This is a genomic window from Ensifer sp. 2TAB8 (assembly GCF_052115125.1).
Lineage (GTDB): Bacteria > Pseudomonadota > Alphaproteobacteria > Rhizobiales > Rhizobiaceae > Ensifer.
In genome coordinates this window covers 222,143-236,313 of sequence record NZ_JBFRGB010000010.1, presented here as the reverse complement: position 1 = coordinate 236,313, position 14,171 = coordinate 222,143, and the positions used below count along the sequence as shown (strand labels likewise).

General features: G+C 62.7%; 11 protein-coding genes. 5 read left to right on the top strand and 6 right to left on the bottom strand.

Annotation, left to right across the window (positions count from 1 at the left end; translation table 11 throughout):
• Both AB4Z53_RS18595 and AB4Z53_RS18590 read left to right on the top strand, forming a co-directional pair.
• On the top strand, nucleotides 1-1,671 hold a 1,671-nt coding region (locus AB4Z53_RS18595; RefSeq protein ID WP_441597006.1), incomplete at its 5' end, for a TadG family pilus assembly protein.
• 194 nt (nucleotides 1,672-1,865) lie between these two features.
• Nucleotides 1,866-2,783 carry a hypothetical protein gene (locus AB4Z53_RS18590; protein ID WP_113540109.1) on the top strand — a complete coding sequence of 306 codons (918 nt, stop codon included), beginning with the start codon at nucleotides 1,866-1,868 and terminating at the stop codon, nucleotides 2,781-2,783.
• A 4-nt stretch (nucleotides 2,784-2,787) separates the two neighbouring features.
• Here AB4Z53_RS18590 and AB4Z53_RS18585 read toward each other — a convergent pair whose 3' ends face one another.
• Nucleotides 2,788-3,186 (bottom strand): GFA family protein, encoded by a 399-nt coding sequence (locus AB4Z53_RS18585; protein WP_441597004.1) that lies wholly within the window; start codon nucleotides 3,184-3,186, stop codon nucleotides 2,788-2,790.
• A gap of 193 nt (nucleotides 3,187-3,379) precedes the next feature.
• Nucleotides 3,380-4,753 carry a class II 3-deoxy-7-phosphoheptulonate synthase gene (locus AB4Z53_RS18580; RefSeq protein WP_113540145.1) on the bottom strand — a complete coding sequence of 458 codons (1,374 nt, stop codon included), beginning with the start codon at nucleotides 4,751-4,753 and terminating at the stop codon, nucleotides 3,380-3,382.
• 783 nt (nucleotides 4,754-5,536) lie between these two features.
• On the opposite strand from AB4Z53_RS18580, the gene AB4Z53_RS18575 reads away from it, so the two are divergent.
• On the top strand, nucleotides 5,537-6,400 hold the full coding sequence (locus AB4Z53_RS18575; protein ID WP_441597002.1) for a LysR family transcriptional regulator: 864 nt from the start codon (nucleotides 5,537-5,539) through the stop codon (nucleotides 6,398-6,400).
• Nucleotides 6,401-6,403: 3 nt separating this feature from the next.
• Here AB4Z53_RS18575 and gor read toward each other — a convergent pair whose 3' ends face one another.
• The 3 genes from gor to rpiA all read right to left on the bottom strand — a co-directional run bounded on the left by gor (nucleotide 6,404) and on the right by rpiA (nucleotide 9,345).
• On the bottom strand, nucleotides 6,404-7,792 hold the full coding sequence (gor, locus tag AB4Z53_RS18570; RefSeq protein ID WP_441597000.1) for a glutathione-disulfide reductase: 1,389 nt from the start codon (nucleotides 7,790-7,792) through the stop codon (nucleotides 6,404-6,406).
• Nucleotides 7,793-7,982: 190 nt separating this feature from the next.
• The gene (locus AB4Z53_RS18565) at nucleotides 7,983-8,528 is read right to left on the bottom strand and encodes a DUF2059 domain-containing protein (protein WP_113540113.1); all 546 of its coding nucleotides are present in this window, start codon (nucleotides 8,526-8,528) and stop codon (nucleotides 7,983-7,985) included.
• A gap of 121 nt (nucleotides 8,529-8,649) precedes the next feature.
• Nucleotides 8,650-9,345 carry a ribose-5-phosphate isomerase RpiA gene (gene rpiA, locus AB4Z53_RS18560; protein ID WP_113540114.1) on the bottom strand — a complete coding sequence of 232 codons (696 nt, stop codon included), beginning with the start codon at nucleotides 9,343-9,345 and terminating at the stop codon, nucleotides 8,650-8,652.
• Nucleotides 9,346-9,570: 225 nt separating this feature from the next.
• Between rpiA and AB4Z53_RS18555 the strand changes: the two genes are divergently transcribed.
• Entirely contained in the window at nucleotides 9,571-10,248 is a 678-nt protein-coding gene (locus AB4Z53_RS18555) for an HAD family hydrolase (RefSeq protein WP_113540115.1), read from the top strand.
• Between the two features lie 49 nt (nucleotides 10,249-10,297).
• On the opposite strand, the gene AB4Z53_RS18550 is transcribed toward AB4Z53_RS18555, so the two are convergent.
• On the bottom strand, nucleotides 10,298-12,196 hold the full coding sequence (locus tag AB4Z53_RS18550; protein ID WP_441596997.1) for a L,D-transpeptidase family protein: 1,899 nt from the start codon (nucleotides 12,194-12,196) through the stop codon (nucleotides 10,298-10,300).
• 510 nt (nucleotides 12,197-12,706) lie between these two features.
• On the opposite strand from AB4Z53_RS18550, the gene fumC reads away from it, so the two are divergent.
• Complete coding sequence (fumC, locus tag AB4Z53_RS18545) at nucleotides 12,707-14,098, top strand: class II fumarate hydratase (RefSeq protein ID WP_162768898.1); 1,392 nt, start codon at nucleotides 12,707-12,709, stop codon at nucleotides 14,096-14,098.
• Nucleotides 14,099-14,171: the final 73 nt, after the last annotated feature.

The following is a 14,171-nucleotide window of genomic DNA, read 5'->3' as shown; positions in this document are numbered from 1 at the left end:
GCCCTTGTCATGCCATTGGTCGTCACCTCCATGGCACTCGGCATCGACTACGGTTATCTGACTGTCCAAAAGCGGGAGATGCAGTCGACGGTCGACCTGGCCGCGATTGCTGCAGCGGCCAACATCTCGTCCGCCGAAAAGGCCGTCCTCAACCACTTCTCCAACAATGGCCTCAACTACGCAGTCGCAACGCCAAGCGGCTTGATGACGGCGGATGGCAAGGTGCTGCCATTGAGCGATGTCGGCACGGGAAAGGTCGACGGCGTCGCCACACTGACGCGCGGTCGCTACGTCCCCGACCCTTCGGTCGATGCCGGACAGCGCTTCATCAAGGACGCCACGCCGACCGACGCCGTGCAGGTTCTGCTGGAAAAGAAAGGCAAGATCTTCCTTGCCTCCATCTTCAGTGCGCCACCGGATCTCAACGTCGTCGGTACGGCCGCCAGTTCCAAGATTGCCGCGTTCTCCGTCGGCTCACGCCTCGCCAGCCTGAACGACGGGTTGCTGAACTCGATCCTCGGCCAGATGCTCGGGACCACCGTCTCTCTCAAGATCATGGACTATGAGGCACTCATCAACGCCGACATCGACGTCCAGCCGTTCCTGAAGGTCGTCGCGACAAAACTCAACCTGACGGCCGCCTCCTACGAGGACGTGCTGAAGGCCAACCTGACCATACCGCAACTACTCTCCTCGATGCGGCTCGTGCAGGGCCTGTCGGGCACCGTCACGGCCGCACTGAAGAGCATCGAGCTTTCGACAACCGGCAACAGGAAGACCGTTACACTGGCGCAAATCCTCAATCTCGACCCGAAAAAGAGCCTGCAGGTCGATGCCGGCCCCGACTGGGCGATGAAGGTCGGCGCGCTGCAACTCGTCTCTGCGGCTGCCGCAATTGCCAATGGCGAAAACCAGATCGCGCTCAACGCCGTGACCGGGCTTCCCGGCATCGCCTCTGCCAAGGTCAAGCTCGCGATCGGCGAACCACCGGTGGAGACGCCAAGCCATCGGCTCGCAACACCGGGTGCAGCGGTGCGCACCGCGCAGACCCGCCTCGCCGTCGAAGTCAACGTCGATGGCCTTGCGGCCCTTGCCGGCATTCGCATCCGGCTCCCCATCTATGTCGAACTCGCCTATGCTGAAGCGAAGCTTGCCGACATTCGCTGCTACGGGGGCACACCGGAAAATGCAGCGGTCAGTGTGGACGCGATACCCGGCGTAGCCGAGATTGCCATCGGCGACGTCGACCCGACCGTACTCTCCAACTTCTCGTCCGATGCCCGCGTGCAAAGAGCCCGCCTCGTCGATGCCCTCGTCGTCAAGATCGATGCGCTCGCTCATGTGGAGGCGCAGAACCTCAAGGCCTCGCGCCTGAGCTTCAGCCCATCCGAGATTGCGGCTCGATCGATCAAGAGCGTTTCCACGAAGGATATTCTCACCTCAACGACCCAGACGCTGCTGAACAAGCTCGACCTCAACATCCAGGTCCTGTTCCTCACGCTCGGCAGCCCCACGATCATCCAGCAGGCGCTGGCCCAGACCCTGGGCTCCGTCACCAAGCCGGTCGACGACCTGCTCTACAACCTGCTCCTGCTCGTCGGCGTCCGGGTCGGCGAGGCCGATGTGCGCGTCACCGGCGTCAAGTGCCAGCCGCCAGTTCTGGTGCAGTGACCGGGTTCAGTTGTACGTAAGGGGCGCCTGACGATGGGAGGTCAGGCGCCCCTTTTTGAACAAAATCGGTTGTTCGCACGTTATGGGCAGGCTAATCCTGCTATAAGGGGTAAGGCTGAAGGCGGTTGGACCGGGCAACTTGAAAAATCAAGAATCGGGCGAGCCGCGCAAGCATCGGGGGGGGTGCGCAGCAAATGCGTGTCGTGGCAGAGCATGAAGGCGTTGTACCGGCTGGTGCACTTGCCTTCACCGCAGAAGATTTTCGTAATCATCCGAACTTCCGGGCGATCCTTCAGGCGAGCGCGCGGGATCTCATGTCGGTGTTCGACATCTTCCCGCGGGTTGCCCGTCTCGTCGCCTCTCACCAGAAGTGGACGCTGAGCCAGGCTGTCTACACGCTGCACCTCGAGCGCGACCCGGGCAATCCGGAAACCGGCATCACGACTGCGCGCCTCCTGAAATTCATGCACGAAATGGGCGGCGCCAGCCGCAACACCGCTGCGGCCTTCATCGCCGAACTGCTGACCTACAAGCTGCTGCGCGATACGGATGGCGGCCGCGCCAAGAAGAAGGTGCGCCCCCTGGAGCCGACCGAAATCAGCGAAGGGGCGATGCTGCGCTGGTTCATGAGCCAGATGGGCACACTCGACCGCTTCGACGGCAAGGGCCGCCTTCAGCGCGTCGAAGCCGACCGGACTGTCTTTGAGCGCGCCCAGCCGATCGCGACCCGCCTGCTGCTGACCGATCAGCGGTGGAGCGAACCACCGGAAGCTGTGGCCGCCTTCGTCTGGACCGAATGCGGCGGCCTGCTGCTGGACGATCTGATGTCACGGCCAGACAGCCTGGAACCGGTCGATGGCAAGGTCTGGCTCGAAGCGAGCCTCTCGGAACTCGCCACGCACTACATGATCTCGAACACGCATATCAGGCGCATTTTCACCCGTGCTCAGGATGCGGGCCTCATCGGCCGCGCGGGCGAGGGCCAGCGCGGGCTGTTCTGGCTAGGCGAACGCCTGATCGACGAATATTGTCAGTGGCAATCGGTCAAGATGGCCGGCCTTGCCAATGGCTTCGAACAGGCGGTCCGGCAGGCAAAGACCGCGCCGGAGTGATCGCTCAACTGCGCCCAGCCGCATATTTCGGCAAGTCGTCGCTGATCTCGTAGAAGTCGCCCTGATCGTCGCAGAAGATATGATAGCCGGCCTTGAGCGCAGTCGGCTTCTCGAAGGAGCCGGCGAGGATCGAGGTGTAGTCCAGCCCATCCGCCTTCCAGAACAGGGCTGAGCCGCAATGCCGGCAAAAGCCGCGGCTGGCGCTCTCGCTCGCCCGGTACCAAGTGAGGTTCTCCGTCCCCTCCACTTCGAGATCCGCGTCCTGAACATTGGTCGCGGCATAATAGAGGCCGGTCTGCTTCCGGCACTGGCCGCAATGGCAATAGATCAGCTCGCGCAACTCGCCACGCGCGGTAAAGCGCACTGCCCCGCAAAGACAGCTTCCCTTGTGAACGTCCGGCATTGTCCTCCCCCCCAAAGCGAAAGTCGTGGTGCATCACCCTGTCATGAGGTCGATCCGGCGGCACGATCACGCGCGGCGCATCCTGCTCCAGACACGAAAATGCCGGGCCAGCTTCCAGAGCCGGCCCGGCATTGTCAAATTCAAAACTCCCAAAGCGATGTTCAGAAAACCTGAACGATGCCAGGGATTTAGATCAGCCGTTGACGACCATCTTCTTCTCGTCGCGACCGCCCTTCATGCGTTCGGCGAGCAGGAACGCGAGCTCCAGCGCCTGGTCCGCATTGAGGCGCGGATCGCAATGGGTGTGGTAACGGTCGGCAAGATCGTCGCCGGAAAGCGCACGTGCACCACCCGTGCATTCCGTCACGTCGTTGCCGGTCATCTCGATGTGGATGCCGCCCGGATGCGTGCCTTCGGCGCGGTGGATCTGGAAGAAGCTCTCGACTTCCGACAGGATCCGCTCGAACGGGCGGGTCTTGTAGTTATTGAGCGTGATCGTGTTGCCGTGCATCGGATCACAGGACCAGACGACCTTCTTGCCTTCGCGCTCGACCGCACGGATGAGGCGCGGCAGATGCTCGGCGACCTTGTCATGGCCGAAGCGGCAGATGAGCGTCAGGCGGCCGGCTTCGTTGGCCGGGTTCAGAAGGTCGATCAACTCCAGCAGGCCATCGGCCGTCAACGACGGACCGCACTTCAGGCCGAGCGGGTTCTTGATGCCACGGCAATATTCGATATGCGCATGGTCGGGCTGGCGGGTACGATCGCCGATCCAGATCATGTGGCCGGAGGTGGCGTACCAGTCGCCCGAGGTCGAATCGACGCGGGTCAGGGCCTGCTCGTAGCCAAGCAGCAGCGCCTCATGGCTGGTAAAGAAATCGGTCTCGCGCAGGCTCGGATGGTTCTCCGAGGTGATGCCGATCGCCTTCATGAAGTCCATGGTCTCGGAAATCCGGTCGGCGAGCTTGCGGTAGCGCTCGGCCTGCGGGCTGTCCTTGACGAATCCGAGCATCCACTGGTGCACGTTGTCGAGGTTGGCATAGCCACCCATCGCGAAGGCGCGCAGAAGGTTCAGCGTCGCGGCCGACTGGCGGTAAGCCATGATCTGGCGTTCCGGGTTCGGAATACGCGCTTCCTCGGTGAACTCGATGCCGTTGATGATGTCGCCACGGTAGGACGGCAGCGTGACATCGCCCTGCTTCTCGACACCCGACGAGCGCGGCTTGGCGAACTGCCCGGCGATACGGCCAACCTTGACCACCGGCTGCTGGGCGCCGAACGTCAGAACGACGGCCATCTGCAGGAAGGCGCGGAAGAAGTCGCGGATCGTGTCGGCGCCGTGTTCGGCGAAGCTTTCGGCGCAGTCGCCGCCCTGCAGCAGGAAGCCGCGGCCTTCGGCAACATTGGCAAGGGCGCTCTTCAGACGGCGCGCTTCACCCGCAAACACCAGCGGCGGATACTTCGCGAGGCGCGCTTCGGTCGCCTCAAGCGCTGCCAGGTCCGGATAGTCCGGCACCTGCTGGATGGGTTTTTGCCGCCAGCTGTTTGGAGTCCAAGTCTGTGCCATTTCGATCACCTGTTGTCTGCCGCGGTTCTGTCCGCGCGGGTCGCGCCCTGACGGCCGAAGATGGCCGCCCGGTATTCGGAAATTTCACTCACATCCGCGTGCCCTGCCCCGGACGCTGAGCCCGGCCTTGTGCCCACCCAAGGCGGAAACGCCGCGGAATGCGGGCTTATAGACGTTAAGGAAACGCTTGGAAAGCCATCCTACCAGAATTCATTGCTTTGCAGCACGCATGGAACGCAAGGATATGTCCGCGGAGCGCACGATCCCGAAAGTCCTGCTCTCTATATCGAAAGAACGATGCGCCGTTTCAATGGGATAGTGGCATCCCTGATGCTACAGCCGCCGCCAAGATAGGCGACAGAATGTTCAGCGATCGTGCCCGGCGGCTTGGGGCCGGCAATGGCTGGCCCTCGCGTCCCAGCGCGCGCCTGTGCGTTCCGTGAGTGGCGCATCGGAACGCGTCGAGCGCGCGTCCGATCTGCACCGGTTAAGCAGGAAAGAGAAGACCGGCAGCACCCAGTGCAGGCCACGCCACTCCGGTCCGTCGAGCGGATCATCCAAGCCGTTGCATGACCCGCGGCGACGTTCACGCTGAAGAACGGTCCACATGACTGCCCAATGTTCAAACATGTTCTCGCCTCCTTTGCCTTGAGACACCAGGAGACCTAATGTCTTCGCCGGCAGCGTTGTAGGCGCACCGCTGAAAGGCGTCTTTCATCGGTGAACGGAAGCCAACGCGGACAACCCGCGTTACTACGAGACAGTGACCGCCATGGAGTGCTTATGGCCGAGGCAGCATGGAACGATTTGAAACTGTTCTATCACGTTGCGACCGAGGGCGGGTTGAGCGGCGCGGCCACGCGGACAGGCTTGAGCACGCCAACCATCGGCCGTCGCATGCTCGCGCTCGAGCGCACGACCGGCAGGGTGCTCTTCATACGCAGCCAGCAGGGTTACCGCCTTGCCCACGACGGCCAGATCCTGTTCGAACATGTCCGTGCCATGCAGAATGCCGCCGAGAACATCTCCGATTGGCACCGCGATGCTTTTGCGCTGCCGATCGTGTCGGTCGCAAGCGACGCCTGGGTCTCAGGCTTCGTCGCCGATCATTCAACGGACATCCGGGCCTGGGGCGACGGCTTTCGCTTCTGCTGCAAGCACGTACGTCACGGTTTCGACCTGACCTTCCGGGAGGCGGACGTCGCCGTGCTGCACGAACAGCCCCGCTCCGGCAACGTGGCGGTGCGCCGCTCGGTGAACATCGCCTATGCCGCCTATCGCGCCGGCAACATGCCGGAGCGTGACGACTTTCCCTGGATATCGATTGCCACCGAAGTTGCCGGCTCGCCGGCGGAGAGATGGGTCTTTGAAAACCGCGAGCAGCAGATCCACACCTGGACCGACAGCCCCGCCCTGCTCGTGCGGCTGATCCGCAATGGCGCTGGGCGCGGCGTGCTGCCTGCCTTTATCGGCGACGGTGATCCGCTCCTGCAGCGCGAAAGCGGACTGATCGACGGCCTGACGCATCCGTTGCGGATCGCGGCAAACGACGACGACCGCCGCCGCCCGGAAGTCCGGACGGTCATCGATCGCCTCGCCGATCTCTTCAAGCGCGAGGAAGCGCGGTTTGCAGGCGCATCCGCCTGAAGGTCAGACCCGCTCCCCCTTGCGGATGCGATAGGACGGCGAATACATCGTTACCAGTTCTTCCGCCGCCGTCGGATGCACCGCCATCGTCCGGTCGAAATCGTCCTTGGTGCAGCCGGCCTTCAGCGAGATGCCGAGCAGCTGCGCCATCTCGCCGGCGTCATGGCCAAGGATATGCGCACCGAGCACCTTGCGGTCGGCGGCATTGACGATCAGCTTCATGATCATCTTTTCCTTTCGGCCCGAGAGCGTCGCCTTCATCGGTCGGAACTCGGCGCGATACACTTCCAGCTCGTCGAAGCGGCGCGCCGCCTCTTCTTCCGTCAGGCCGACGGTGCCGATTTCCGGCTGCGAGAAGACGGCAGTGGCGATCAAGTCGTGATCCGGCGACACCGGGTTGTTCTTGTATTCGGTCTCGATGAAGCACATGGCTTCGTGGATCGCAACCGGCGTCAGTTGCACCCGGTCGGTGACGTCACCAAGCGCGTAGATGCCGGCAGCGCTGGTGCGCGAAAATGCGTCGACGACAATCGCGCCGCGCTCGTCCGTGTTGACGCCGGCTGCCTCAAGGCCCAGCCCCTTGGTGTTCGGCACGCGGCCGAGCGCCAGCATCACCTGGTCGACGACGAGATCGCCGTGCTTCATGGTGTGTGCGACGCGCTTGCCGTCGGCATCGAGGGTGACCGACTGGATGATGTCTTCGCAGAGGATGCGAATGCCCTTCTCCTCCATCGCCACATGCAGCCCGCGACGCAAATCCTGATCGAAGCGCGAGAGAATTTCCTTGCCGCGATAGATCAGCGTCGTCTCGACGCCGAGGCCGTGGAAGACATTGGCGAATTCGACGGCGATGTAGCCGCCGCCGGCGATCAGGATCGATTTCGGCAGTTCTGCGAGATCGAATGCTTCGTTCGACGAAATGCAGTGCTCGTGTCCCGGCAGCGCGTCATGCGGCGTCGGATGCCCGCCGACGGCGATCACGATGCGTTCGGCCGTCACGGTCTTGCCGCTGTCGAGCAGGCGAACCGTGTTCGGGCCGACGAGCTCGGCGCGCGTGTGCAGGATTTCGGCGCCCGCATTGTTCAGGCCCTTCTGGTAGAGCCCTTCGAGCCGGGTGATTTCCTGCTCCTTGGCAGCGACCAGCTTCTTCCAGTCGAATGTGCTCTCGCCGACCGACCAGCCGAAGCCGGCGGCGTCTTCGAAATGCTCAGAGAACTGCGACGCATAGACATAGAGCTTCTTCGGCACGCAGCCACGGATGACGCAGGTGCCGCCGTAGCGAAACTCTTCCGCGATCGCCACCTTCTTGCCGAGGCTCGCCGCCAGGCGCCCGCTTCTGACACCGCCGGACCCGCCACCGATTACGAAGAGGTCATAGTCGAACGCGGGCATGGGCAGTCTCCTGAAAGCAAGCGGGTCGGAATGGCGAAATGGAAGGCTTGCCGAACGATCGCGCGTTCGGCAAGCATTAGCGGCCAGCCGAAGGCCGCGCCGCAGGCACATATAGTGGTGCCACCGGCCAAAAGAAAAGCCCGGATCTCTCCGGGCTCCTCGAAACGTGATGAATGCCGCTGGCGCGCGATTATTGCGCCGGTGCCTGGACTGCGCCTTCGGCGGCCGGCTGCGTGCTGCCGACCTTGTCGTCGAGCGACTTGGTGGCTTCCTGGGTCAGATCGCGCGAAACGCCCGAGGCCCAGATGTCGGCCGCCTTCAGCAGTTCACGCGAGGCGATCGGACCGTCGTTCAGGAGCTTCTTGCCGGCAGCGGAACCGTAGAATTCCGTGATGGCGTTCAGCTCTTCCAGCGTAAAGGTCTTGGCATAGATCGTCGCGGCTTCGTTCTCGAGGTCCGCACGACGCGCGGCAAGAGCCAGCGCCTTGTCGTCGACCGTCGCAGTGATCAGTTCCTGATGGTTGGGCGAAGCCTGGATCAGGGTGTTCTTCAGCCGTTCAGCAAGGTTCGGCAGAATGTTGTCGAAGCTGTTGGTCACGCCGAGCGCTGCGATCGTCGCGCGCGCCGCCTTGATCTGCTCTTCGGAGACGTCCTGGGCCTGCACCGCCGGTACAGATGCGGAAAGCAGAACCGCGGTGGCAGCGAAAGTGCGGACAAGACCTGCGAGTTTGTTCATTTTTACCCTTGCTCCTGTGTTTGTCGCATGCTGCCCGGGCGATTGCCGCCGCCAGGCCCGCATGTATGGAAACCTGTTGTCTTTACCGCTCCCAGCCCGGTGCGGGCTGTCGGGAACCGGGTCAGGACGCAGTCAGAATGCGTGCCTTTTCCGGCCCTGCAATGATTGCCAGCGACGCGATATTGATGAAAAGCCCGTGCTCGACGACGCCGGGAATGGCATTCAGCTCTCCCGCGAGCGCATCTGCATCAGGAATACGGCCAAAAGATGCATCGAGAATGAGGTGTCCACCGTCGGTCTTGAAGGCGCCATCATGCGATTGCCGCACCGCGATTTCGCCGGAAAGGCCGAGGCGCGAAGCGACTTTCTCGATCGCGATCCGCGTTGCCACCTGTCCGAAGGGATTGACCTCGATCGGCAGTTTGAAGGCGCCGAGAACATCGACCACCTTCGATTCGTCGGCGATCACGATCATTCGCTGCGAAGCGCTCGCGACGATCTTTTCGCGCAGCAGCGCGCCGCCGCCGCCCTTGATCAGGCGAAGTTGGCCGTCGACCTCGTCGGCGCCGTCGATCGTCAGGTCAAGTTCCGGCAGCTCGTCGAGCGACTTCAGCGAAACGCCGAGCTCGAGGCAGAGCCGGGCCGTGCGCTCCGAGGTGGGAACACCTTCGATGCGGAAGCCCGCGGCGACCTTCTCGGCCAGCAGCCGGACGAATTCCTCCGCCGTGGAGCCGGTCCCGATGCCAAGACGCATGCCGTCTTCGACATATTCCAGAGCCGCAGCCGCGGCTTTGATTTTCATTTCGCGGGCGTCCATGCGCCAGTCGCTCCCTTGTAACTCCGACGGAGGCCTTTGCTGCAAACAGCGAACGACCTGCCCGTTTTCCGCTGAGACACTTACACGCCCGGCGACGCAAACAAAAGTCAAAATGAAATTGCCGCCAAGGAATCCGTAGCGCTTGCAACGTGCACGCCCCATTGCATTTGGCCATCACTTCGCCTACCCGAACGGCTACGTTTCCGGTGCCATGAGGTTTTTTCGGTGTCATCTCCCACAGTCGTCTTCGATCTCGACGGAACGCTCGTCGATACCGCGCCAGACCTGGTCGCGAGCCTCAACCATGCGGTAACTCAGGCCGGCATCGCGCCGGTCGGCTACGCCGATCTCACCCATCTTGTCGGGCATGGCGCGCGCGCCATGATCGAGCGCACCTTCGCACTTCGGCAAAAGCCCCTCGCTGAAGACGTGCTGGAATGGCAGCTCAAGGAGTTCGTCGATTTCTACCACGGCTCGATGCCCGGCGATTCGCTGCCCTATCCGGGGCTCGTCGACGCGCTCGACCGCCTCTCCGGCGCCGGCTTCAAGCTGGCGGTCTGCACCAACAAGCCTGAAAAGCTGGCAACGCGCCTGCTCGAACGCCTCGGGCTGATCGAACGCTTCGCCGCAATCTCGGGCGGCGATACCTTTGAAGTGCGCAAGCCGAATGCCGAGCACCTGCTGAGAACAGTCACCAATGCCGGCGGCAAGGCCGAGCGCTCGGTCATGGTTGGCGACAGCCTCAACGACATCCTGGTCGCGCGCAACGCCGCGGTACCCTCGATCGCGGTTCCCTTCGGCTATTCGGACGTCCCGGTCGAAAGCCTCGAGCCGACCAAGATCATCGGTCACTTCGACGAACTGACGCCGGACCTGGTCTCGGCACTGCTCGAAACCCGGTAACAGAACAGAAAAAAGGCCGCTCGAAGCGGCCTTTTCTTTTTCGTCTACCTTAGCCTTCGGCCCTGCGGGCGCCCCGCGTCGCATCAAAGGCGCGGTTCATGTACATGTCGCGCTCGTAGACGTCGTTGAAATATTCGACGACGCCGTCCTTGTTCGGCCAGGCCGTGAAGTAGGCGACATAGACCGGCACCTTCACCGGAACCTGCAGCGCCTTGTTGCGGCCGCCGGCGATCTCCTTGCCGACATCCTCGACACTCGTTCCAAGCACCGCCGCCGCCATCCGACGCGGATCGGCAAGCCGCACGCAGCCGTGGCTGAGCGCGCGGTTGTCGCGCTTGAAGAAGCTCTTCGAGGGCGTGTCGTGCATGTAGATCGCATGTGCGTTCGGGAACAGGATCTTCAACTCACCAAGCGCATTGTCGCTGCTCGGCGGCTGGCGCACTGCAACCGAAGCGGTCGAGCCGTTCCAGTTGACCGATGCGGAAGGAACCGGCCGGCCGCCGACCTCCACCTGATAACCCATGCGATCGAGATAGTTCGGGTCGCTGCGGAGCTTCGGCAGCATCTCGTTGACGATGATCGACTGCGGCACGCCCCAGTACGGATTGACCTCGACGGTCTGGATCTCGTCCTGGAAGAAGTAGGTCTGGTTCGTCTTCGAGCCGACGACGACACGCATCGAGAACTGCTCGGCACCCTTGTCGGTATAGGTGGCCGTGAAGGCCGGCTGATTGATGAAGACGTAGCGATCGCCAAGCCCGTCCGGCAGCCAGCGCGCCTGCTCCATGGCAATCTCGAGCTTGTTGATCTTGTTCGCCACGCTGTCGCCGCCCGTCAGCAGGCGCACCGACGCCTGGCCGACGACGCCGTCAGCCTTCAGCCCGTGTTCCTTCTGGAAGGCTTCGACCACGGTTACCAGTTCCGGCGTGTATTCCGGCGTTCCCTGGTACGCCGCAAGAACCGTCGCGTGTTCGGCCTTCAGCGCTTCTGATCCGCGCAGGCGGATGCCGGCAATCACGTTGGCAAGCTCAGGATTGCTCTGGCCCGGTTTCAACAGCGTGTCCGGCGCGATCTCGACGCGCTGTTCGGCGCCCGTCTCCGCCCGCAGCTTCTCCAACGCGACGGAGAGTGCGGCAAACTGAGCGCTCTTCGGATTCTGGTCGTTGAGAAGCGTGGCGACATCTTCGCTCGCCGACAGCTTGTCGAGAAGCGGCGCGAGTTCGACCGTCTTGCGCTTGAAGTCGTGGTAGCCGGAAATCTTGTTGGGATCGATACGGCCACGCACGGTGTCCTGTGCGTAGGTCAACGTCGCGGCCGACAGCGAGATCTCGAACTGCAGCAGTTCCTTTTCGCGGGCGATCATGTCGCCGCGATCGAAGGTGTCCGACGGAACGTTGACGGCGTAGTCCTGCGGGTCGAGGCCGACCTTGGCGGCGTCGGCGAGAACGGCAATCGCCGCCTTCGCCTTGGCATTCACTCCTTCGGCGCCAATCCAGATGTAATCCATGCGGGCGCCGTAGTGGGCCTCGACCGCCTTGGCGACGTCGCCCGAGGCACGCACGTTGATGCCGGGAAGGAACTGCCGCGCATCGGCCAGCGGCATACGCAGCATCGGCGGCAACGCGTCGTTGCGAACGGAACCGGTGACGACGGGATCGAGCAGCTTGTCGGTGGCGATCCGGCGCAGCGCCTCGGCCTTGTAGGTGTAGTACTTCGGTCCGGTGACCTTCGGCAGCGGCTTGGCAACCATGTTCTGCTGCGGGTCGATCATCCCGCCCACGCCTGGGAGCGGCTGGGCAGGCTGGGTCTGTTCAGCGGAATCCGATTTCTTTCTGCCCGCCCGGATGAAATCGCCAAGCGAAAAGGCCGAAGCCGGCCGCGCATCCATGGTCGCGATCGCACAGCCGCTCATGAGCGCCACAATCGCTGCCGTCTTAATTACTCTCATATGAAACTACGTCCCCGTATCGCGTTGTCGCCGAATTCGGCTGAAGCCAGATTCTCGCCACGCCCTCGTGCACCGAAAGTTATAGAAAAGGATGGTGAATGAAAAGGAAACGCGCCCACGAACATCGACCTTGAATCTCCTTCTGCGCTCCAACAAACGCCTCGATTCCATAACGTTCGAAGGGGGATAAAAATTTGATCCATATGGATTTTATTTCAGCATGAGGTGATAGGCCGGCATCAGCAGCCGATCGGCGCCCGAAAAGAACGCCCCCGCTGTGACCGAAACATCACAACGGCTGCGGGGGCCGGAAGCACGCGACTCACGTTCGCCGCCGAGCCGCCTTGTTGCACTGCAACGTTTCAAACGATTGTAGCATGGCAAGCCGTGCCGCGCCCCTTTACAAGCTTCGGCGGGCGGGGCAGAGAGAGGCCCGGCACCCTGGGGAGTTTGCGCCATCCGGCCCCTCACCCAGGCTTCATGAACCGCATGATCAAGGCAGGTATCACGATGACATCGACGCGCACGGAAACAGATACGTTCGGCCCCATCGAAGTGGCAAACGACCGCTATTGGGGCGCCCAGGCCCAGCGCTCGCTCGGCAATTTCAAGATTGGTTGGGAAAAGCAGCCTGCCTCGATCGTCCGGGCGCTCGGCATCGTCAAGCAGGCTGCCGCCCGCACCAACCAGGCGCTTGGCCGTCTGGATTCGACCGTTGCCGATGCCATCGTCAAGGCATCGCAGGAAGTGATCGATGGCAAGCTGAACGACCATTTCCCGCTCGTCGTGTGGCAGACCGGCTCGGGCACCCAGTCCAACATGAATGCCAACGAGGTCATTTCGAACCGCGCCATCGAGCTACTCGGCGGCGTCATGGGCTCGAAGAAGCCGGTGCATCCGAACGACCACGTCAACATGAGCCAGTCGTCCAACGACACCTATCCGACGGCCATGCACATCGCCTGCGCCGAGCGCGTCATTCATGACCTGCTGCCGGCACTGAAGCATCTGCACAAGGCGCTGGAAGCCAAGGTCAAGGCGTTCGACCACATCATCAAGATCGGCCGCACCCACACCCAGGACGCAACCCCGCTGACCCTCGGCCAGGAATTCTCCGGCTATGCAGCCCAGGTCGCCTCCTCGATCAAGCGCATCGAGATGACGCTGCCGGGCCTCTGCGAACTCGCCCAGGGCGGCACGGCCGTCGGTACCGGCCTCAACGCACCCGTCGGCTTTGCCGAAAAGGTCGCCGAAGAGATCGCCAAGATCACCGGCATCGCCTTCACTACGGCGCCGAACAAGTTCGAAGCACTCGCCGCCCATGATTCCATGGTCTTCAGCCATGGCGCGATCAATGCGACGGCCGCAGCCCTCTTCAAGATCGCCAACGACATCCGCTTCCTCGGCTCCGGCCCGCGCTCGGGCCTCGGCGAACTCTCGCTGCCGGAAAACGAGCCCGGTTCGTCGATCATGCCCGGCAAGGTCAACCCGACCCAGTGCGAAGCGCTGACCCAGGTCTGCGTGCAGGTCTTCGGCAACCACGCAGCGCTGACCTTCGCCGGTAGCCAGGGCCATTTCGAGCTCAACGTCTTCAACCCGCTGATGGCCTACAACTTCCTGCAGTCGGTTCAGTTGCTCGCCGATGCGGCCGTATCCTTCACCGACAACTGCGTCGTCGGCATCGAAGCGCGTGAAGACAACATCAAGGCAGCGCTCGACCGCTCGCTGATGCTCGTCACCGCGCTCGCTCCGAAGATCGGCTACGACAACGCAGCCAAGATCGCCAAGACCGCGCACAAGAACGGCACGACGCTTCGTGAAGAAGCCGTCGGCGGTGGCTACGTCACGAACGAAGAGTTCGACGCGGTCGTGCGCCCGGAAACGATGATCAGCCCGGCCTGATCCGTTTTGATACACCACGGCGCTTTAACGGCGCCGTGGCCCACAGGCCGAAAACGCAGGGAACGATCGGCGT